At 48.8% G+C, this 18,400-nt stretch carries 21 protein-coding genes; 7 read left to right on the forward strand and 14 right to left on the reverse strand.

What is annotated here, in order from left to right; genetic code table 11:
- Nucleotides 1-55: 55 nt before the first annotated feature.
- The 4 genes from OHJ21_RS14480 to OHJ21_RS14495 all read right to left on the reverse strand — a co-directional run bounded on the left by OHJ21_RS14480 (nt 56) and on the right by OHJ21_RS14495 (nt 6,252).
- The gene (locus tag OHJ21_RS14480) at nt 56-2,665 is read right to left on the reverse strand and encodes a carbohydrate-binding protein (RefSeq protein ID WP_486020323.1); all 2,610 of its coding nucleotides are present in this window, start codon (nt 2,663-2,665) and stop codon (nt 56-58) included.
- Between the two features lie 20 nt (nt 2,666-2,685).
- Nucleotides 2,686-4,746 carry an alpha-galactosidase gene (locus OHJ21_RS14485; RefSeq protein ID WP_486020325.1) on the reverse strand — a complete coding sequence of 687 codons (2,061 nt, stop codon included), beginning with the start codon at nt 4,744-4,746 and terminating at the stop codon, nt 2,686-2,688.
- A gap of 313 nt (nt 4,747-5,059) precedes the next feature.
- Nucleotides 5,060-5,854: an SDR family oxidoreductase gene (locus tag OHJ21_RS14490; protein ID WP_486020327.1), complete on the reverse strand. Its 795-nt coding sequence runs from the start codon at nt 5,852-5,854 to the stop codon at nt 5,060-5,062.
- Nucleotides 5,855-5,904: 50 nt separating this feature from the next.
- A complete protein-coding gene (locus tag OHJ21_RS14495) occupies nt 5,905-6,252 on the reverse strand; it encodes a nuclear transport factor 2 family protein (protein ID WP_486020328.1) in 348 nt (115 codons plus the stop codon).
- Nucleotides 6,253-6,418: 166 nt separating this feature from the next.
- Here OHJ21_RS14495 and OHJ21_RS14500 point away from each other — a divergent pair, with 166 nt between their 5' ends.
- Nucleotides 6,419-7,306 (forward strand): LysR family transcriptional regulator, encoded by an 888-nt coding sequence (locus OHJ21_RS14500; RefSeq protein WP_486020329.1) that lies wholly within the window; start codon nt 6,419-6,421, stop codon nt 7,304-7,306.
- 63 nt (nt 7,307-7,369) lie between these two features.
- Here OHJ21_RS14500 and OHJ21_RS14505 read toward each other — a convergent pair whose 3' ends face one another.
- The 9 genes from OHJ21_RS14505 to OHJ21_RS14545 all read right to left on the reverse strand — a co-directional run bounded on the left by OHJ21_RS14505 (nt 7,370) and on the right by OHJ21_RS14545 (nt 12,551).
- On the reverse strand, nt 7,370-7,636 hold the full coding sequence (locus tag OHJ21_RS14505) for a hypothetical protein (protein WP_486020330.1): 267 nt from the start codon (nt 7,634-7,636) through the stop codon (nt 7,370-7,372).
- Between the two features lie 20 nt (nt 7,637-7,656).
- Nucleotides 7,657-8,343 (reverse strand): class I SAM-dependent methyltransferase, encoded by a 687-nt coding sequence (locus OHJ21_RS14510; protein ID WP_486020331.1) that lies wholly within the window; start codon nt 8,341-8,343, stop codon nt 7,657-7,659.
- A gap of 34 nt (nt 8,344-8,377) precedes the next feature.
- Entirely contained in the window at nt 8,378-8,890 is a 513-nt protein-coding gene (locus OHJ21_RS14515; protein ID WP_486020332.1) for a hypothetical protein, read from the reverse strand.
- Nucleotides 8,891-8,998: 108 nt separating this feature from the next.
- Nucleotides 8,999-9,688, reverse strand: a complete 690-nt coding sequence (locus OHJ21_RS14520) for an HAD family hydrolase (protein ID WP_394054523.1) — start codon at nt 9,686-9,688, stop codon at nt 8,999-9,001.
- Between the two features lie 54 nt (nt 9,689-9,742).
- Nucleotides 9,743-10,321, reverse strand: coding sequence for a hypothetical protein (locus tag OHJ21_RS14525; protein ID WP_394054521.1), 579 nt, complete (start codon nt 10,319-10,321; stop codon nt 9,743-9,745).
- A 61-nt stretch (nt 10,322-10,382) separates the two neighbouring features.
- Nucleotides 10,383-10,850, reverse strand: coding sequence for an NUDIX domain-containing protein (locus tag OHJ21_RS14530; RefSeq protein ID WP_486020334.1), 468 nt, complete (start codon nt 10,848-10,850; stop codon nt 10,383-10,385).
- Between the two features lie 98 nt (nt 10,851-10,948).
- Entirely contained in the window at nt 10,949-11,488 is a 540-nt protein-coding gene (locus OHJ21_RS14535) for a YfiT family bacillithiol transferase (protein ID WP_486020336.1), read from the reverse strand.
- Between the two features lie 114 nt (nt 11,489-11,602).
- The gene (locus OHJ21_RS14540) at nt 11,603-12,019 is read right to left on the reverse strand and encodes a hypothetical protein (RefSeq protein ID WP_486020337.1); all 417 of its coding nucleotides are present in this window, start codon (nt 12,017-12,019) and stop codon (nt 11,603-11,605) included.
- A 43-nt stretch (nt 12,020-12,062) separates the two neighbouring features.
- The gene (locus OHJ21_RS14545; RefSeq protein ID WP_326113943.1) at nt 12,063-12,551 is read right to left on the reverse strand and encodes an NUDIX hydrolase; all 489 of its coding nucleotides are present in this window, start codon (nt 12,549-12,551) and stop codon (nt 12,063-12,065) included.
- A 469-nt stretch (nt 12,552-13,020) separates the two neighbouring features.
- Between OHJ21_RS14545 and OHJ21_RS14550 the strand changes: the two genes are divergently transcribed.
- The 6 genes from OHJ21_RS14550 to OHJ21_RS14575 are packed head-to-tail and all read left to right on the forward strand — an operon-like array spanning nt 13,021 to nt 17,527.
- Complete coding sequence (locus OHJ21_RS14550; protein ID WP_486020338.1) at nt 13,021-13,620, forward strand: hypothetical protein; 600 nt, start codon at nt 13,021-13,023, stop codon at nt 13,618-13,620.
- Nucleotides 13,621-13,653: 33 nt separating this feature from the next.
- Nucleotides 13,654-14,385, forward strand: coding sequence for a glycosyltransferase family 2 protein (locus tag OHJ21_RS14555; protein ID WP_486020339.1), 732 nt, complete (start codon nt 13,654-13,656; stop codon nt 14,383-14,385).
- On the forward strand, nt 14,382-15,614 hold the full coding sequence (locus OHJ21_RS14560; protein ID WP_486020340.1) for a glycosyltransferase family 4 protein: 1,233 nt from the start codon (nt 14,382-14,384) through the stop codon (nt 15,612-15,614). The genes OHJ21_RS14555 and OHJ21_RS14560 overlap by 4 nt, the downstream gene beginning before the upstream one ends.
- Nucleotides 15,615-15,636: 22 nt before the next feature.
- Nucleotides 15,637-15,807 carry a hypothetical protein gene (locus tag OHJ21_RS14565; RefSeq protein ID WP_165789671.1) on the forward strand — a complete coding sequence of 57 codons (171 nt, stop codon included), beginning with the start codon at nt 15,637-15,639 and terminating at the stop codon, nt 15,805-15,807.
- A gap of 38 nt (nt 15,808-15,845) precedes the next feature.
- Nucleotides 15,846-16,406 (forward strand): methyltransferase domain-containing protein, encoded by a 561-nt coding sequence (locus tag OHJ21_RS14570; RefSeq protein WP_100538334.1) that lies wholly within the window; start codon nt 15,846-15,848, stop codon nt 16,404-16,406.
- 29 nt (nt 16,407-16,435) lie between these two features.
- A complete protein-coding gene (locus tag OHJ21_RS14575; RefSeq protein WP_486020341.1) occupies nt 16,436-17,527 on the forward strand; it encodes a class I SAM-dependent methyltransferase in 1,092 nt (363 codons plus the stop codon).
- Between the two features lie 335 nt (nt 17,528-17,862).
- Here OHJ21_RS14575 and OHJ21_RS14580 read toward each other — a convergent pair whose 3' ends face one another.
- Entirely contained in the window at nt 17,863-18,264 is a 402-nt protein-coding gene (locus OHJ21_RS14580) for a hypothetical protein (RefSeq protein ID WP_486020342.1), read from the reverse strand.
- Between the last annotated feature and the right edge of the window lie 136 nt (nt 18,265-18,400).

Here is an 18,400-nt window from a genome sequence, read left to right on the forward strand (position 1 = left end):
GAGCCGGGAACCGCGATGAACTTGCAGATGTACATGATGAATCGATGATTACTTGTTATGGATTAGGGACGATTTTATAAAGCTTGGATTCGGCCGCTTTAAGCGCCACATCCAGCGAAGAGCCAGACGCCGTCTGAGATTGGCCGCTCCATACTTCCGTCACCGTATAGGATGCCGCCCCTTCCGATGCGATACCGGCCCGAACGAGATCCACGGTGTGCTGTGCCGGATTTTGCGTATAGTTAAACACAGCTACATAGTGGGTTCCCTGATCGTCCAGCACGAATACGTCCGCTGCCTGCGTGCCCGTGTTGCCTTCTACCGGCCGGAACGCCTTGCCCTTCATCGCAATCCCGTTTACTTCCGGATTCGTCAGCAGCGTTTCCATGTACTGCCGTGCCGTCGCATCCGTTACGTCATCCGAATTCAGGAAGACCGTGCCGGAGATTGCGGCCGCATTAACGCGAGACTGCGCGCCTTCGATCGATCCGCCTTTGGTCAAGTGCATATAGTCCGGATCGGTATAATGGTAGATCGTTCCGTTCTGCCACCAGCCGTACGTCAGATTGTTCAGCTGGTATTCCGTGCTGCTGATGCTACCGTCGATATCGCAGGAGATGCGGCGGCTGTGCGCATATTGGCTTGGGAACAGCGGCGCGATGGAAGCGCTGATGAACATGGAGCCGTCCAGCACTTCATTCACGTAAGCCATCCCTTGGTTATAGGCCTGGATGCCGGTTTGAACGCTAGGGTCATCATGCTTGCCTTCCATTGCCCCATGGCTCAGAAAATCGATTTTGATATATTCGAAGCCCTTGCTCTTGAACTTATTCATGTAATAATCGATCCGCTGCTTCACGCCTGGATGCGTCGGATCCACGGCATAAGCGCCGTCCAGCGTTGGCAGCACGTTGCCCTCCAAATCGCGCAGCACGATATCGCCGTATTTATATTTGCCGTTGGTCCCTTCGACCTCCTGCTCCATATTGTTGCCCCAGTACACGAACGGCGAATAATAGATGCCGGCCTTCTGTCCATTGCTATGAATGAGCTGAACCAGATCCGTCAGCTGCTGATCCGTCATGTTATCCCAATAGGAATCAAGATTGATGTAGATATCGCCTTCATTGTTGAAGGAATGGTTCTGAATATGGTCTTTAAAATAATTCGAGACGGAAACTGCCTTGTCAAAGCTCAAATCGCTGGCATAAGCTCCCCAACTGTTCCAGCCGACCGGAACGCCTTCAGGAATGTCCTCGCCAAAGGCTAATGGAGGCTGGATCGCTGCATTCACCTGGCCAAATTCCTCCAGCCCGGTCCGGTAATCCTCGAAAAAGCCGACCATGATTTTCGGCGAAGCAATCTGCTTGCCCATTACCTTTCCATGCGGAATCGTGTCCCACGTGGAGGTGGATGACGTAAATCCGCCATATACGCGCATTTTGTTCAATTTGTCATTCGAGCCGCTCCAATAGATACCGGTTTTCCACGTGTCATGCGTCACCGATCCGATAACGAGGCCGTTCCGGCTCGTATTGTCATAGATGGCCGTCAGCTCCGAACTGACATACAGACCGTTGTTGAGGCCGGTATTCATCGACTTCGCCTGGTATCTGGACCAAGCATCATTATCGAACGGAACGACGAGGACCCGGTTATCGTCATAGCTGCCGATGTCGATGCCGCCCCTCGCTTCCATCGCGATAGGTGCGATATTCCCAGTAGATATTGCGGAATTGTGGGTAGCGACTGTTTCCGTAAGCAAATATGGCCCGTCTTCATAGACGTAATAGATTTGGCTGAGCGATGGCATTCCCCCATCCTCATTCACGACCGTCACCTTGATGCCCTTGCCGGTAGCATCCTGGAATGGGACCACTTGATTTTTATAGAATTTATGATGTTTATAATCCTTGCTTGCAACCATCCGATCGAGCTGGATCTCACTGTATAACCCCTTGGCAACCGCTTTGCCGTTCCAATTGTATTGGGACAATCCGGTCGAGGTATTGTACAGCAGCTCATACGTCGGATTGGACACCTTGAAGCCGTTGGCATACTCGGTTAGGGTGATGGAGCCATAGCTCGTGGCTTTCTTTTGCTTGCCTAAATCGCCAATGCTTCCATCAGGGCCTGATCCGTCATCGCCGACTGAATCAAAGGTCAGCTCAATCTTGTCAAAATCGGGCGAGTATCCGCCTGCGTCATCGAACAGAATCGTGTTGCTGCCCTGATTCAAGTAAATTTGAATCTGATAGGTGCCGATCGTGTTCCAATCCGCTGTTTTCGGAAAACTGAAATTCTCCTTCTCCGCTCCGTTCACGGAGATCGAAGCCGCGCGGGAATCCCCGGAGATGTAGAACATGTTCATATTGTAGATACCGGCCTTATCGGCCTGTATCCCGTTGAACGTCAGCGTGGAGCCGCCGTATAGATTGCCGGCTTTTTGCCCGCCTGAACAGAAGCCGCAATCGACCGCTCCTGCATTGCCGGTAAACGAGTTCTGAGATGCCTCGGCCTCGTAGGAAAGGATGCCTCCGGCCGTTTGACTCGGCGGCTGCGGTTCTGCCGAAGCCAAGGAGCTGCCTAGCATAGCCCCCGCTAACAGAATCGATAAGAATAGCATGAATGGCTTTTGGAAGAATTTGAACGGATAAATACGCACTGAACCTCTCCTCCTTCTATTCATTGAATTTGGCTAACCTTTAGGATTTTCGATTCGGCTGGGGACAGCTCGACCGTAAGTGTGCCGTGCGCTTGACCTGCCGTACCTTCCCACAAATCCAGGACCGTGTAGGAAGCGTGCGCCTCTAGGCCGCAGCGTTCCAAGGAAACCGTCTTCTGTACGGACTCGGCCCCGTCAAAGTTAAATACGGCAATATACGTTGTTCCCGGTTCGCTTGGATGTGTCAGTACAAACGTATCCGCAGCCTCTTTCCCTAGATTCCCCTCTACGGGCACAAAGGTTCTACCCAATCGGGCAATCTCAGTGATTGCCTCATTTCCCAACCAGGTCTTGGCGCGCCATGCCGCTTCCTCATGCCGGAAGTCATCGCCCAGCAGCAGCACCGTTCCCGAGATCACGGACGCGGTCAGACGGCTTCGCCCTTCATGGCGGGTCGTCGAATCCTGGTTGAAGCTTTTATAGATCACGGCATGGTCCGGATCGTTAAAGCGGTACAGCGTATCGTTCATCCACCACCCGTGCGTCAGCGAGTTCAGCAAATATTCCGTATCCTTAATGGTTCCGAATACATCGCAGGAAATTCTGCGGCTGTGCGCATAGGAATAAGGGAACAGCGGGGCAATCGACAGGTTGATGAAGAACGGTCTGCCGATCCGCTCCGGGGAGAGCTTTTCCGTCAGATACGACAGGCCGTAATTATACGCAGCGATCCCTGTCGTAATATTCGGGTTGTAATGCTTGCCCTCAAGAGCCCCGTGAGCCATGAAGTCCAGCTTGATATACTCAAATCCCTCGGAAACGAATTTACCCATGAACCAATCGATTCGCGCCAGGTTCCCGGGATGCGTAGGATCAATCGCAAGTCCGCCGTCAACATCCGGCAAAATCTCGCCATCCTGGTCGCGAAGCAGGATATCGCCATAGGTGTACTTCCCATCGGTGCCCTCCACGGGGTTCCCGAACCCAGCCGGACTTCCCCAGAAAGCAAACGGCGTCCAGTATGTACCGGGTTTGTGCCCGTTTTCGCGGACCCTTTTCAAGGCATTCTCCATCTCGGCAGGCGTCAGGCGATCCCAGAACGCATCGAAATTCATGTACAGGGTATCCTCGTTATGAAAGCCCTGCGGCTGAACCTCCCGCTTCAGAAAATCGCTTGTCGCCACATAGAGATCGTAATCTAGCGTGCTCATGGCGGCCGACCAGCTGTTCCAGCCAATCGGGACGCCGCCTGCCCAGCTCAGTGCAGGCGCTACCTTTGCATTCGCTTCCCCATACGCCTCGAGTCCTGTCCGGTAATCGTCGTAATCCCCTACCATAACCAGCGGAGATGCGACGCGCGTTCCTCTTACGTAGCCATGCGGCTGGGAATCTCGGGTCATGATGTCGGCCGCGCCAGCGTACAGTTCCAGTTCATCCAGCTTGCCTGCCGTTTCCCCTTTCACGCGAATGCCGGTCTTCCACACGTCATGACTGATCGATCCCATAATCAATCCATTGCGGCTATTCGGCTGGAACAAGGCCGTCACTTCGTAGCTTTCCGTCTCCAGCGGGGCCGTCTCCGTCAGATAGCGCACCCATTTGTCATTGTCATAAGGCACGCGCAGCACATGCAGCGCTTCTGCCGGAACCGTCTCGCTCCCGCTGGATACGCTATCGGTTTTCACCACTGCGATGCGGTTTACCTTTAAGTCCTCCTGACCGACAATGACGACACGTGTGATGAAAGATGCAGCCCCTTCATAGACGTAAAAATGCTGTTCCAGTCCTGGGAGCAGATCGGATTCATGCTTAATCACGGCATGGATTCCTGTTCCGAACGAATCTTGGATCTTCTCCGGCTGCCCCATCATATAGTGGCGGTCGTAATGTCCCGTATGGTATTCCCGGCCCTGCCATCGAAAGCCGCTTCGTACTTCTTGCAGAGCGAATCCCCTGCTGCCTGCGTAGGCGTAACCGCCTTTTTCCAAATCCACCTCGATGGCCACCAGACCATTCGCCAAGCGAATGTGAGTTTCGGCATTCACCCCCACGTTCACCGCCGTATCGCTGCTTCCTAACATCTGTGGATTGCCTCCTTCTGCGTGCATCTGTGCTGCATTCAGGACGCTATCGCATCAAGCGCCTTTTACAGCTTGCTACCATTATAGAAGCGCGGGTAAAGCGCTTACTATACAACGATCTTCCGATCCATATCGGGATATAACGCATCTGGAGCGACCCATTTGTTAAAATGCAATATGGCCACTTTCCGCCGATCGCTGGCGACGGACCCACTCGAAAAAAAAGGCTATCGCAGAGCGCCTAAAGTTCTCCGGATAGCCTGTTTTACCTATGGATGATGAAGTACCACTGTTCTCACGCTAGATCTTATCATTAGACGGTTGGTATGGTGCCGCCGTCGATCACATATTCGCTTCCCGTTATGGATGACGCCCTGTCCGATACAAGAAATGCCACCAGCTCGGCTACCTCTTCCGGAAGCCCGGGACGTCCTAAAGGGATCCCACCGAGCGAATCCATCAATTCCTGGAGCGCACTTTCTCGGCTTCCTGATACCGACGCAATCCGGTCGATCATGGCATCTGCAGCCTCCGTCTGAATGAATCCGGGCGATACGGCGTTAATTCGAATGCCCCGCGGGGAAAACTCGTTGGATAACCCTTTGCTGTAATTGGCAAGGGCAGCCTTCGCCGCGGCATAAGCCAGCGTGGTTTCATAGAGCGGCAAGCGTCTCTGTATCGAAGTGATATGAATGATGGCACCTGATCCCTGCTCTACCATGTACGGCAGCAGCCCCCTGTCCAAACGAACCGCTGCGAGAAGATTCCAATTCAAGGCTTGAACCCAATCCTCGTCGGTTAAGGCAAGCGCCCCTCCAGGGGGTGTGGTCGAACCGCCTACGCAGTGCACCACGATGTCAATTCCATGCAGGTGCTCCTGTACACCTTGAACCACCTTGTCGACGCCTGTAGACGTCGCAATATCGGCTTGAACGAACAAGCCGGAGCCGACCCGAACGCTAGGTTCGGAACGGGCGGTAGTCAGTACAGCCGCCCCACCGTCTGAAAGCCTCTTTACGATGGCCTGACCCATTCCTCTGGTTCCTCCAGTAACCAGCACTCTTTTGCCTTCAAACTCATTCCATGCTCCTTCATGTCTTTGTTTCATAATTGCCCTCCAGTATTCGTACGCTTAAATTTTGAATATGGTATTTTTTCTTACTTGGATTCAGATATCTGCAATTTTGAAATCTGACCGCTTTGCACCGTGAAACAAAATTCAAAATAGTAAGGGCCTGCCGGATAATCACCATTTACTTCGGTTGAAACGATGTACTGGTCTAGGCGATGATGAATGTTGGTCGCCCGGACATTTACCCGTGCGCCGATGAATTCGTCGTCGCTCCATTTCTGTATGGCTGCCTTGCCCCTGAACTCCCTGCTGTCATCGACGACTATAGCATCCTTGCCGATGCACGTAAGCATCCGGTTTGTATCATGATCATTGCTTGCGGATATAAATGTGCGAATTATACTCGGCAGCTGCTTCTCGCTTATCTCGATCATAAACGCTTCACTCCTTATGATGTGATATTCCTCAGGCTTGACGCCGCTTATCCTCCCCCGGTCCGGTTGAAGACAAGGATATCTTACCTTGACGGTTTCATAACGTCCAATTTATAATAATCATAAAATTTATAAATAAAATTCATATAAAGTAGGTGCTTGAAGATTGGAGCTTACCCAGCTGGAGTATTTTTTGACGGTTTCCCGTCTTCAACATATGACGAAGGCATCGAAAGCGCTCAGCATCACGCAGCCGGCTTTAAGCCACGCCATCTCCAAGTTGGAGAGTGAGCTGGGCGTCCCTCTTTTTGAACGAAATGGCCGTAATGTGAAGCTTAACCGCTATGGCAGCATGTTTGCCAGATGGGTGGAGCAGGCACTTCAGGACATTCAGAACGGGATGCAGGAAATCGAAGAATCGTCCAATCCGGACACGGGGATCATTTCGGTTTCTTACCTGAATATTTTAGGGGTCGATCTCGTCCCTGCCCTTGTCAGGGCCTATCAGCTGGCTCATCCCAAGGTTCGTTTTGAATTGAATCAGGGAAACCTCGGCGATATTGACGAACATTTGGAAAAAGGGCATTCGGACCTCATGATTACATCGAGAGAATCCACCATGGATCATCATAACTGGCTGGTCATGAGAACCATGCCTTTATATATCGTGGTTTCAAGCCGCCACCGCTTGGCGAAACGTCTCTCCCTAAGTCTGATGGATTTGTCCGGAGAGCCGTTCGTCGGCCTGAAGCATAATTGCGGCCTTCGAGCCACGATTCAATCGCGATTTCAGCATACCGGCTTTATTCTGTCTTCGACGTACGATGCAGAAGATTTGGCCACCGTTGCGGGTTTTATTAAAGAGGGACTTGGCGTCTCCGTTCTGCCGAAAACGGCCGGCCTCATGCTGGAAGGTCTCTCGTGGATTCCCATTACTGATGAAGGCTGGTACTGGGAGATCGGCTTGAAGTGGAGGGAAGACCGCTACCTCTCGCCTGCGGCCAGACGATTCATTGAATATGTGAAGCATCATTATCAAGTCAGCGGGAAGTAACCGTTTGGTACACAATAAAAAGGCTATCCAGGTCAAAACGACGCTTGGATAGCCTTTGCTAACTCATCGAAAGATCACGTCAATCACCTTCGCCACGACCACGCACTCCATGACGAAGATCAGTAAACAACAAAAATAGAAAACGGACAGCTTCAGCTCCCCGAACTGATCCTTCCAATAACGTCTGCGGAACAAGGAGATAATATCCGGCGTAAACGAATACTTCACCGACTGCTTCAGATCATCCACGTCATCGAATATCCGTCTAAAGATCCACTTATAGATCGGAATATTCAGGATGAACAACACGACATAGATTTGAAGCTCCACGCGGCCGCGTCACCTCCTAGTTAAACATGCTTCCACCAGATCCCAGCGCACTCCGGCACCGTTGACCATTGGTTCGCTATGATCTTGTCCGTTAACTCTTCACCGAAAAAGAAGCCTGTGTTTAGCAATGCCTCCTCTACCGTATCAAAAACATAATCGGTCCGAATCCACTGATGGCTGAATCCGTATTGCTGCTCCAATTGAGCGTAATAGCCGGTTAGGAAATCGGGAGGATTCGGTGTCTCCGTTCCGGTTCCCATCGTTTCCAGAATCAAGATCGTCCCGCCTGGTCTCAAAACTCGCTGTAGCTCTGCCATGACAAGTCCGAGATTGTCACTCCATTGCTCATGGCTTGAATCAGCCAGATAACTAATACTCCAGCCCGATACGATCAGATCTACACTAGAGGAATCAACCGGCAGGCTGCGATGATCAGCGACTACGGTAGTCCAGTTGCGAGAATCATAAACCTCAGATAATTTGTCATCTAAAATATTCAGCATCGGCTCGGATATATCGGTACAAATCAAGGATTTGGCATCACGGGCAAGCATCATAGATAATCGGCCTGATCCTGCTCCCAAATCAAGTACATCCAAGCCCTCGTATGGTCTAATACCATGAATGATATCCGATAAATCGGGCTGTTTGCTAACCATGGCCTCATAAGCTTCGGCCTGCTTATCGTAAATCCCGTTCGTAGACATAACATGCCATCCCCTATCCTACCTGCTTCCAGGTTTAATTCTTCACTGATGTTCCCTGTCTTCTGTTCATGAGTCCTTGGATCAACTTGTACCCGAAACACAATAGAAGCGAGAAGGCCACCAGCATGAAGTACGTGTTTACATTAAAGAATTGATTATTCATATGGATCGATAAAATACCGGTTGTGATGGATTCGATATGAACCCAGTCCACTTCACCATATCTGGATTCGAATGCTTCAGCTTGGATTGTTCTATAGATTTCGAGTCTATGAAGCTGATATATATAACCCGTTATAATATAGCCGGTCAGAGCTAAGATCAAGAGGCTTAACCTGCTCAGGGATACCTTCACACCTTTCCATACACGAATCCATTGATAGACCAACACGAGAAAAAGGATACTCAGAGGGATAAGAAGCAGGATGGCGGGATTGCCGTTACCGGAACTGCCGCCGGGTATGGGTGTCATCGCATTTCCGAATAGAACCAGGATCAGACAGACAAGCGCATTGATGAGCAAACCGATGACTTGTTTTATTTTCATTTGTGATCTCCACCTCACTCAAGCTTCCCTGCAAAAGCCTCTCGTCATAAATATCTAAGGCATCTAAAGGTTATGAAGTGACCCGCGTCCTTAACATTACGCTGCCGCTTACCATTCCTCATCGTGTTCGGTATAAATACGAATCAATTCCTCCAGCTTATGTATGGTCCTGTACGGCCTTACTTCTTCGGAGTAGTCCCAGCTTCCAGCTCTCGTACACCATATGGGTTTGATACCGCATTGCGCTGCTCCAATGATATCGTTATGCGGGTGGTCGCCCACGAACCACGTCTCTGACGGCAGTACGTTAAGCAGATCTAAAGCCCTCATGTAGATCCTTGGATCCGGTTTTTTAACGCCAGCCTCTTCGGAAATTACGATGGAATCGAAATACTCAAGTATACCCAGTTGACGGATCTTCCCCTCTTGAACTTGAACGGTTCCATTGGTGATGATGCCAAGCCTCAATCCCTGAGACTTCAAATGACGGAGTACGGGAAACAGCTGATCCATCGGCTGGATACATAGCGGGATTTCTTCCCTGAAAAATGTCAGATATTCGTCGGCCGTAGGCGGATTCACCCACTGAAGATGCTCGACCAGCATCTCATACACCTCGCGCTTATCCCGGTAACCGTTATGATCCGCCTCCTTAAATCGCTTGGCTATCCTAAGCTGAGTATCTTCATCGGAGTCCGGGAAATACCTGGCAATCAATCGCTCAATGAACGAGTCAATCGCCGCCCTTCTGTCCGTTAATGTTTCATCCAAATCAAAAATTATCGCTTTTAACGTCATAGCGGACCTGCTTTCTGTTGTCTTGGTCTAGGAAAGGGATCACCTCTGTATATCCTACTTCGGTACAATCTCATAGCTATTGACCAACCCGCGCTCATCAAAGTAAATAAAAAGACCCTCACTCTTGTAATCGACCCTTCGCAGTGATCCAAGATCATACACAGCTTTATCGTCATCGCCATTTGCCCATTTGGCATTGTCGTTGGCACCGAGGCGGTCCGTCACTTCCCCCTGAGTTAATCCGATCAAATCATGTTTCTCCAAAAAATCGTCCACCATAATCGATCTTTGTTCTGGATAACCAACCCAACGGTTGTAATCGAAGTGCTGCTGCGATTGGTTGTAACTTAAGGCGTAGATTGAAAAAGATAAGAGAAGTACACCGATAATGCCAGTCGACCAATAATGCGTGGGATGTAACTTGCTCCTCGATGTTTTGGATATTAGATACAGAATGAGCAGCAGCAACAGAACAGGCAAAGAAACCAATACTACCGATAAAAAAGACAATACAATATGATAGTGGTAGATCAACCGGATGATTACTCCGGCATAGATCACAACGTATAGGCCTACGACCAAACCAAGAACGGCAGCATGCGGATTCCATCTTGCTTCCTTGCTCTCCGACATAGGCCGCTCACCTCCAAGTTAAGTTCATGCATACGTTTTAGATTTCAGTCTGTCATACCCTTCAGAATAGAGCCCGCTCTCCATTCACTTTGATGAAAATATGCTCCGGATATTTTAAAGCCATGGGCGGAAGTTGATGCTCCGGAAAGAATACGAGTTCGGCAAACTCGTCATTCTCACGATCCAACTCCCCCGAAATGATGCGGCACTCGAACACAATCGTGAGGTACTCCACTTGATGTCCGTTGCTGTACGTATATCGGCGTTCTTTTCCACCATATACTCCAATAATTCGTTCAGGTACGATATCAAGCCCCGTCTCTTCCTTCGCTTCGCGAGTCATCGCCTCTGCCGGGGATTCCCCAAGCTCGATGGCGCCCGCCACAAGTCCCCATAATGCTTCTTGATGCTTTCTTCCAAATAAAATAAAATCCTGCTCATTACGGATAATCCCCGCAACGGATGGCATAAATATTAACTGGTTTCCGATCTTTTCTCTTAGATCCTTATAGTAGTCTGACATTCCCATGATTTGATGGCTCCTTTGGATTCCTAATCAAATGGATGATTAGAATCTGTTCGCTATTATTAACGCCAAGCATACTTCGATCTCCAGTTCAATTAGCCTCACTCCTTATGTAACTTCGCGTTTTCACGGTTCAATATGGATGTAATCTGCGCGATATGATGCTGGTTGTGCCACACGAATCGCTGCAGCGCGATATCCAGGGTAATACTGCCGAGCACTTGAGTTCTCATCGTTCTTTTGAAATCCTCAGGCTGTAAATCCTTAAGCAGGATAAGAAAACGAAAATGAAGTGTTTCCAGAAGCGAAAGCGAATTTTCAATGGGAACCTCCGTGTAATCACTCAGCTCCGCCCATAAATCCTCCCGGTACGAGCTTGCCAGCGGCTCATCCTCGGTCAATGCACGTTTAAATCGCAAGTATGCGTTCATGTCGTTATCAGCCAGATGGTGCACGATTTGCTGAATGCTCCAACCCTCTTCACAATAGGGATATCGAAGCAGAGCATGGGGGCATTTCATTATGATTTGCCGAAGCGTCGGTGCGATCGTCGGAATGAGTTGTATAAACTTATGCCTTTCCTCTAATGTTGGCTCTTCTATCGGCTCAAAGGAACCAAGGGGAAAACGAATACCGCCCACTTCCTTACCTCCTCGATACATCATCGTATCCTACGGTTCCAAGCAACAAGGATCTGTGTTTCACAACAGCACTAAACCATCTTGCCCTACCCTTTACTAGAACCCAGTCATAGCTTAGCCCCGATATCTGTTGTCTCCAACGGATCGTATAAACAATACACCTGAGAATACGGTAAGCAGCATGTGAATTTCCGGTTTTCCTAACACCTCTATAACGAAAAACCTTCCTAAGCCAAACCACTCTGCCCAATAGATCCACGGAATAAACACCACGACCATAAGTATAATAGCAGGTAACAGTAACCAGCTTACATGAATATGCCCTTTAATCACATCTCCTAGCGCTCTCCACTCTATCAAAACTCCGAAAAGGAATCCCCATAGGCTCATCTTTAATAAGAAAAATAGCTGAGGAGAAAAATCTTGATACGATCTTTGAATTTCATGAAGAGTTTCTGTCATCAGGTACAGTAATATGAACATACCAATCATAACGAATCCGCCAAAAGCGATTTTTTTAAAATGGATCATCCCTCTTTCACTCCTTTATTCAGAAAAAACACGAAATGACACGCTAAGAAATATGATTATGCGATTCGCTTGAAGTTAGAAGCAAAGAAGGATGAAACAATTCAAGCGAGTGCTGAACGCCATTCTTGAGATTCTCCACGATCTGTCTCATCACGGCAGCATCCCGGAATTCCATGCTGTCATCCGCCAGGATATCGGACAGCTTAACCCACCGGCTATCTTTAATCTCGCCAGCTCCCAATTGAAGCAAGCCCCCCACCACTTCTCCGGTAAAATGGAACATGATGACTGGGTGATTCAAGCTGCTGATAAATGGATACACGCCTGTGGTGCCTGTCAACTGGACATCATAACCTGTCTCTTCCTTCACTTCTCTTATAGCCGCCTCAAGCATAGCTTCCCCAGGCTCGATGCGCCCTCCCGGGAAGGTCCAGGTATCCCGCACCGAAGGTTTATTTTCTTGGATGATGAGCACTTGATCCCCTTGAAAAAGGGTAACGCTGACCACAAGAACATTTCCATTTTCCGTCATATCCACATCCCTTTGCACATGATCATAAACAAACAGAACCCACCTTTGGCGTTAACCACGAGGAGGGTTCTTGGATGAAATATTGGCTGATTAACATCATTCTACCGTTAAAGCACATAACGTGCAATCGCGCGGCGTTGTTGAAAATTCAATACAAATGACTCCCCTTCTCGCGCATAATGATCCAAGCTTGTCCATAAGGATCCGTAAAATCCAGAAGCCATGCGAAGCCTTAGTCCCGAATCTGCTCAATTCACGCGGCAACGGCAGATAAATAGGACTCAGTTCTACGATAACTCGATTGGTTTTGAATATAAATGATGCCTCTAGTCTCCTGCAAGTCACTCTTGCAAGGAGTCTTTTTTTTGAAGATAGAGTCACGCGTCGGGTCAGGCCGCTAAAGCAAAGAGTATATTATTGAAGACTGGTGAAGGGAGGGAGTACTATTAATAATAACCATGCCCAGAACATGTTTACCAAGATTCCCGATGGAACGCTTGTCCGCGGTTCGGGCTCGGCTGTATTTCTGATTGAACACGGCAAAAAACGGCCCGTTATGGATTCCAGTTCCTTTTATTTTTACAAACTAATGACCAATAAAATCATACCACTTGAGGATATGCTGCTTCGCCCGTATCCTCTTGGAGAAGGCGTGACGGCGGCTTCGGGACCGTGGGCGAAGTGCGCCCCGGCAACTGTATTCGTAAAGGGGAGCGGATCTGGGATCTATTTGTGGATGGACAGCCGTTTGTTCCCGATCCAGTCTGGGGAAGTGTTCCGACGTTTGCGGTGCCAAATGGACGAAATCGTGCATGTCCCGGATTCCTTGGTTCGTTCTTTGCCGGTTGGACACTCCATTAGCACCTCTTTTTTTCTTCAGCACCCGGTTCTAAACGGACGCCTGTACTGCTCCCCGAACGGTCATATTTACTACGGCGAACGGCGAATGCTGCGAAAAGTGGAAGGTCCCATGGTTTTTTCCTACTTTCAATGGAGCGTCCATCAGCTGATCTATTTAACCCAAGATGAATTTATAAAAAGCCCGATCGGAAAGCCGGTGCTTTCCTAACCGGGGTCAGACACGGGCGGGAGGCAAGAAAACATGTTACCGAAGGTTACAGTTATTATCCCTTTTTACAACTGTTCCTATGTTCAACAAGCCGTAGAGAGTGCTTTGGCGCAAACCTATCCTGAGATGGAAGTCATTGTGGTCGATGACGGGTCTTCCGAGCATATGGATCTCCTAACTCCTTATATTGACCGCATCCGGTATATCCGAAAGATCAACGGGGGAACGGCTTCCGCTCTTAACGCCGGTATTCGAGAAGCTAAAGGAGATTATATCGCTTGGCTCAGTTCGGACGATTATTATCTCCCCAACAAAATAGCACGCCAAATTTCGTTTATGCTGGAACGCGGAGCGTGGATCAGCAGTACAAACTTCAACTTCGTCAACGAACGGAACTTAGTGCTCCAAGAAGCCCCTAATTTTTCGTTTTCTTCTACTGTGGAGCTGCTTGATCGATTAAAAACTGCATGCCCGATTAATGGCTGCACCACCATGATGAAAAGACACCTTTTTGAAAAGGTCGGCATGTTCAATGAAAAGATTAAATACACACAGGATTACGACATGTGGTGCCGGGTCGTGCTCACCGGTTACGAATTTCATTACTTGCATGATATTCTTCTGCACTACCGTTATCATCCGAACATGGGGACCTTAAAGCACCAAAACGCCCTTAAGCAAGAATTCGCGGCCCTTCAGGCCATATATAGCGACAGGCTGGAGCAGCGAAGACAGGTATTACTAACAGGAGGGCGGAAGCCTTGAAAATTTTGCTGGCTACCTATTTTCAAATCCCGCATGTCGGCGGAGTGTGGAAATATATGTTGCAGGTGAAACAGGGACTTGAACAAGAAGGGCATCAGGTGGATCTTTTTGGGAACGGACTGAACCGATTTTATATTTTCAACGGTAACCAGGAGGTTCCGAAGGTTCACTTCAAAGAAATGTTCGATCACAAGATAACCCCTGCCACCGCGCCTTTAATTGCCGAGCATCCCTGGGTCAGGGGGGCGGAGACCGACAGGTATAACATGGAGTTATCGCTCGCTTTTATCGGTCTTGACCAATACGATATCATACACGCGCAAGACGTTCTTGCCGCCGCTGCCATAAAACGCATAAAACCCGAACGGATACCGTTGGTGACCTCCATTCACGCTTCTGCGGCTCTCACGGTACTGGATATGCTGAAGAACAACAAAACTTCTTCGGAAGACCCGATGAGCTCCTTGGTCTGGAAATACTATAAATCTATGGAATACTTGGGAAGCTCGGTAAGCGATAAAATTCTTCTTGCTTCCGAATGGCTTAAGGAAGTGATGGTTCATCAATTTAGGGCTCCGTCCGAACGGATTGCTCTTATTCCTTACGCCATCGACATCCCTTTTTTTCACAGCAGCATGCGTACGGTTTCCCTAAATCCGATCGCGAAGCCCACGGGTAAAACCGTGATCATCAGCACTTCGCGTCTTAGCTACGAGAAGGGGATCCATGTCTTGCTGAATGCCTTGTGCAGGCTGTATGTAGACCGCCAGGACTGGGAGTGCTGGCTGGTCGGAGACGGGGACAAACGCAAGGAATACGAGGAGTTATGCCTCCAGATGGGCATTCAGTCGGCGGTGCGTTTCCTGGGAAGCCGGGAGGACGTCCCCTATTTGCTGAGTCAGGCCGAAATTTTCGCAATGCCCAGTTTGATGGAAACCCTATCCTACTCGGTTATGGAAGCACAGCTAGCAGGTCTTCCCATCGCATCATCCAGCGCAGGCGGATTAAAGGAAGCGGTACGGCATAACGTTGATGGATTGCTGTCGCCTCCGGGAGACGCGCATGTACTATATCTGCACTTGGGCCGGTTGCTGTCAGATCCATCTTTCCGGCGCAGGCTTGGAGACAATGCGCTGGCGTGGGCCTTAAAAAACCGGTCTCTCCAGACGATGGTCAAGCGTTTGACAGAGGTTTATTCGGAGCAGGTGTCTCTAAAAAAACAATCCTAATTTTAAAAAGGCGGTGTTTGTCATGAACGTGCATCAGGTTCCCGGGGACAGATACAACGGGTTGTTTTTAACCCAGCTTTCCCAGCCGCATATTGTTGTCAACCGACAGGTGTGGGACCGGATTTCCGCCAATCTCCCCAAAGAATACTTCCTTCCGGATTTCCGCATCATCAATCTCATGATGAACGCTTAGGACCATCGCCTCAATAAGAATTAGAGGGGAAGAAGAATATGGGAACATCCAATTGGCAAAATATTTCATATTGCGTGGAACTACTCCGTCAAATTTCACCGTCCTCGGTACTTGATGTCGGCGTTGGATTTGGCCGCTGGGGCATGTTATGCCGCGAATTCCTCGATGTGTGGTCAGGTCGGGTATTTCGCAAGGATTGGAAGGTAAGGGTGGAAGGAATCGAAATATTTCCTAAAAACATTGACCGGTACCATTCGTATTTCTACGATAAGATTCACATCGCTGACGCTTTTGAATTTATTCCGTCTTCTTCGCCCGGAGAATATGACGTCATAATCATGGGTGATGTTCTGGAGCACTTCGAAAAGGACAAGGCGGTTACCCTTCTGAATGCTGGCATTGCAAGAAGCAAGCACGTTCTGCTGAACATTCCCATCGGAACGGAATGGCCGCAAGGTACGGTGTACGGCAATGAGTTCGAGGCCCACCGCAGCATCTGGACAACCGAGGAACTTGATGCTTTCCCGGTTAAAGCCAAAAGGCATTTTAAAGATTATATTAACCGAGATTTTTCAACGTATTTATTTTCTTCGAAGTAAGGGGATTTCGATAAATTGGAGGGTGAGCGATGTCCGGGTATTTACATGTTGATGTCCCGATTGAACTGCTGTTCACGGATCTGGTCACGGAGGAAGGAAAAAAGGATGTTCCGAACTACACCGATCACTGGTACGAACATCATAAGCTTTCCGCGGATATTCCAATCATGCGTTTTAATTCGCACAAAAGCCTGTACCGATATTTCATGAACGAACAAGCCAGCCCGTCGGCGTACCTGGATTGGTATAAGAAAATCTATATCACCCGGGGAATCGAACCACCTTTAAATGATCAAGAGGTCATCGCCCTTAGGAAAAATCAGTTTCACATGATGAAGGTGGATTTATCGTCCAATAGCGCTTTTTTACACCAAAATCCGCCTTTGGTGAAATTTAATCGCGCAGGAGGTTATTTTAACCTGAGGGACGGGCATCACAGGTCGACTTTTTTGTACTGCCAAGGTAAAAGGAGCATTAAAGTCAAAATATCCTGCGAAGATTATATTCACTGGATGAATATCGAAGGGCTTTCGGAGGTTGCCGATTCTTTTCAGAGATATCAACGGAACCTTATTTATACGCCCATACTGCACCCTTCCTATCTTCATTTGAAAAGCGAGCGCGACCAAATTTATCCGACAAGACTTGATATCATGATGGATTTCTTGGGCTCACGTTCGCTTCGCGGTACGAAAGTGATCGATATCGGCTGCAATATCGGATATTACGCGCGGCATTTCGTTCGCGAAGGTGCGCACGTAACCGGGCTGGAACCGATGGCTGAGCATTATGATCTGGCTTTGCGGCTGAATCAGCTGGAAAGGGTGAACTTTAATCTGCTTCCGGACCGCTTCGAATCTTCATCTAGACTTCAGAGATATGAGATTGGCATCCTGTTAACCGTTTTTTATCATCTTATGGGAGACCGGGATATCCGTAACGCTTTTTTGCGCAAAATCAATCAATGCATAACCGATATGCTTTTCTGGGAATCCGGCGGCGAGCCTGAAACGGAAAAATCGCTTCTGTTGCAAAATACACATTTCACCCGGTACGTGAAGCTGGCGGCAACATCGGGCACAGGGAAAGTAAGGGAGCTCGGCGTATTCTTAAAAACCTGAAATGGGTGTTTACAGGTGAGCTGAAACTCGGAAGGCGGTGCTCTTGAGACGTTAATTACAGCGTTGAGGTCAAAAGGCCCTGCAGGTACAATGGCTCTTCTTGGCCTCATTCATGTACCGCGACCCACCGCAAGAGCCGGGAATGACCGGAGAAATAAAAAAACGCGGTGGGGTTAGGTTTACATATCACGAACAGCCTGATAAAACTTTTCCGGGATCATGTGCTACATAACGCGGAAGTAGAGTAAGCTAACCTGCACTCAACCTCTGGTTGAGTGCAGGTTTTGTCCGTTTTCATGTTAGTTTAAGGGCCTTAGATCGTAACTAACGCAGAATCAATACACCCTTCTTTCCTGCGTAGCCTCCTCAAGCCATGAGATAAGCCCCATTTTGCTAATATAGATTTCGTTTTGCACCACAATATAAGGAAACGGCGAACCCGCAGCAGCCCCCTGCCCTCTTACCGCATTCTCGGCTGAGATGATATTTTTCACCTGATACTCGGTCAGGTTCAAGAATTCAGCGGTTTGTTCAAGAGTCATTAACGGACTTTCAGATTGCACCAAGTAGGCTTCATCCGCAACAGCTGGCACAGACTTTGAACCCTCAGTCCCCTGAAGTATAAAACTCGCCGCAACGATGGAAATCCCGATAATCAAAGAGCTGATAATTGAACCGTAATTCAATGTCTTCAAACCATAATCACCTCGATCCATAATGGTATATTCCTGATACACTCAACCATTTCCTCCACGAATATCCAAAAGGAAAGCAAAAACCTAAAATATTGTAAATACGCAACCCGCTAAAAATAAGATATGATATGGGCAAATCAGGAAGGGAGGACAGGATAAACCTACTTAATTACCGGCT

Origin of the sequence: Virgibacillus sp. LDC1 (assembly GCF_025792345.1) — a bacterium.
GTDB lineage: Bacteria > Bacillota > Bacilli > Paenibacillales > Paenibacillaceae > Paenibacillus_AQ > Paenibacillus_AQ lautus.

What these genes read in the sequence shown, in the direction of transcription:
- OHJ21_RS14545 (WP_326113943.1), bottom strand. Translation starts at nt 12,551, where the DNA reads ATGACGGAAAATGGAAATGTTCTTGTGGTCAGCGTTACCCTTTTTCAA.
- OHJ21_RS14555 (WP_486020339.1), top strand. Translation starts at nt 13,654, where the DNA reads ATGTTACCGAAGGTTACAGTTATTATCCCTTTTTACAACTGTTCCTAT.
- OHJ21_RS14550 (WP_486020338.1), top strand. Translation starts at nt 13,021, where the DNA reads ATGTTTACCAAGATTCCCGATGGAACGCTTGTCCGCGGTTCGGGCTCG.
- OHJ21_RS14515 (WP_486020332.1), bottom strand. Translation starts at nt 8,890, where the DNA reads ATGAAAATAAAACAAGTCATCGGTTTGCTCATCAATGCGCTTGTCTGT.
- OHJ21_RS14490 (WP_486020327.1), bottom strand. Translation starts at nt 5,854, where the DNA reads ATGAAACAAAGACATGAAGGAGCATGGAATGAGTTTGAAGGCAAAAGA.
- OHJ21_RS14540 (WP_486020337.1), bottom strand. Translation starts at nt 12,019, where the DNA reads ATGATCCATTTTAAAAAAATCGCTTTTGGCGGATTCGTTATGATTGGT.
- OHJ21_RS14525 (WP_394054521.1), bottom strand. Translation starts at nt 10,321, where the DNA reads ATGTCGGAGAGCAAGGAAGCAAGATGGAATCCGCATGCTGCCGTTCTT.
- OHJ21_RS14575 (WP_486020341.1), top strand. Translation starts at nt 16,436, where the DNA reads ATGTCCGGGTATTTACATGTTGATGTCCCGATTGAACTGCTGTTCACG.
- OHJ21_RS14520 (WP_394054523.1), bottom strand. Translation starts at nt 9,688, where the DNA reads ATGACGTTAAAAGCGATAATTTTTGATTTGGATGAAACATTAACGGAC.
- OHJ21_RS14530 (WP_486020334.1), bottom strand. Translation starts at nt 10,850, where the DNA reads ATGGGAATGTCAGACTACTATAAGGATCTAAGAGAAAAGATCGGAAAC.
- OHJ21_RS14495 (WP_486020328.1), bottom strand. Translation starts at nt 6,252, where the DNA reads ATGATCGAGATAAGCGAGAAGCAGCTGCCGAGTATAATTCGCACATTT.
- OHJ21_RS14570 (WP_100538334.1), top strand. Translation starts at nt 15,846, where the DNA reads ATGGGAACATCCAATTGGCAAAATATTTCATATTGCGTGGAACTACTC.
- OHJ21_RS14485 (WP_486020325.1), bottom strand. Translation starts at nt 4,746, where the DNA reads ATGTTAGGAAGCAGCGATACGGCGGTGAACGTGGGGGTGAATGCCGAA.
- OHJ21_RS14565 (WP_165789671.1), top strand. Translation starts at nt 15,637, where the DNA reads ATGAACGTGCATCAGGTTCCCGGGGACAGATACAACGGGTTGTTTTTA.
- OHJ21_RS14510 (WP_486020331.1), bottom strand. Translation starts at nt 8,343, where the DNA reads ATGTCTACGAACGGGATTTACGATAAGCAGGCCGAAGCTTATGAGGCC.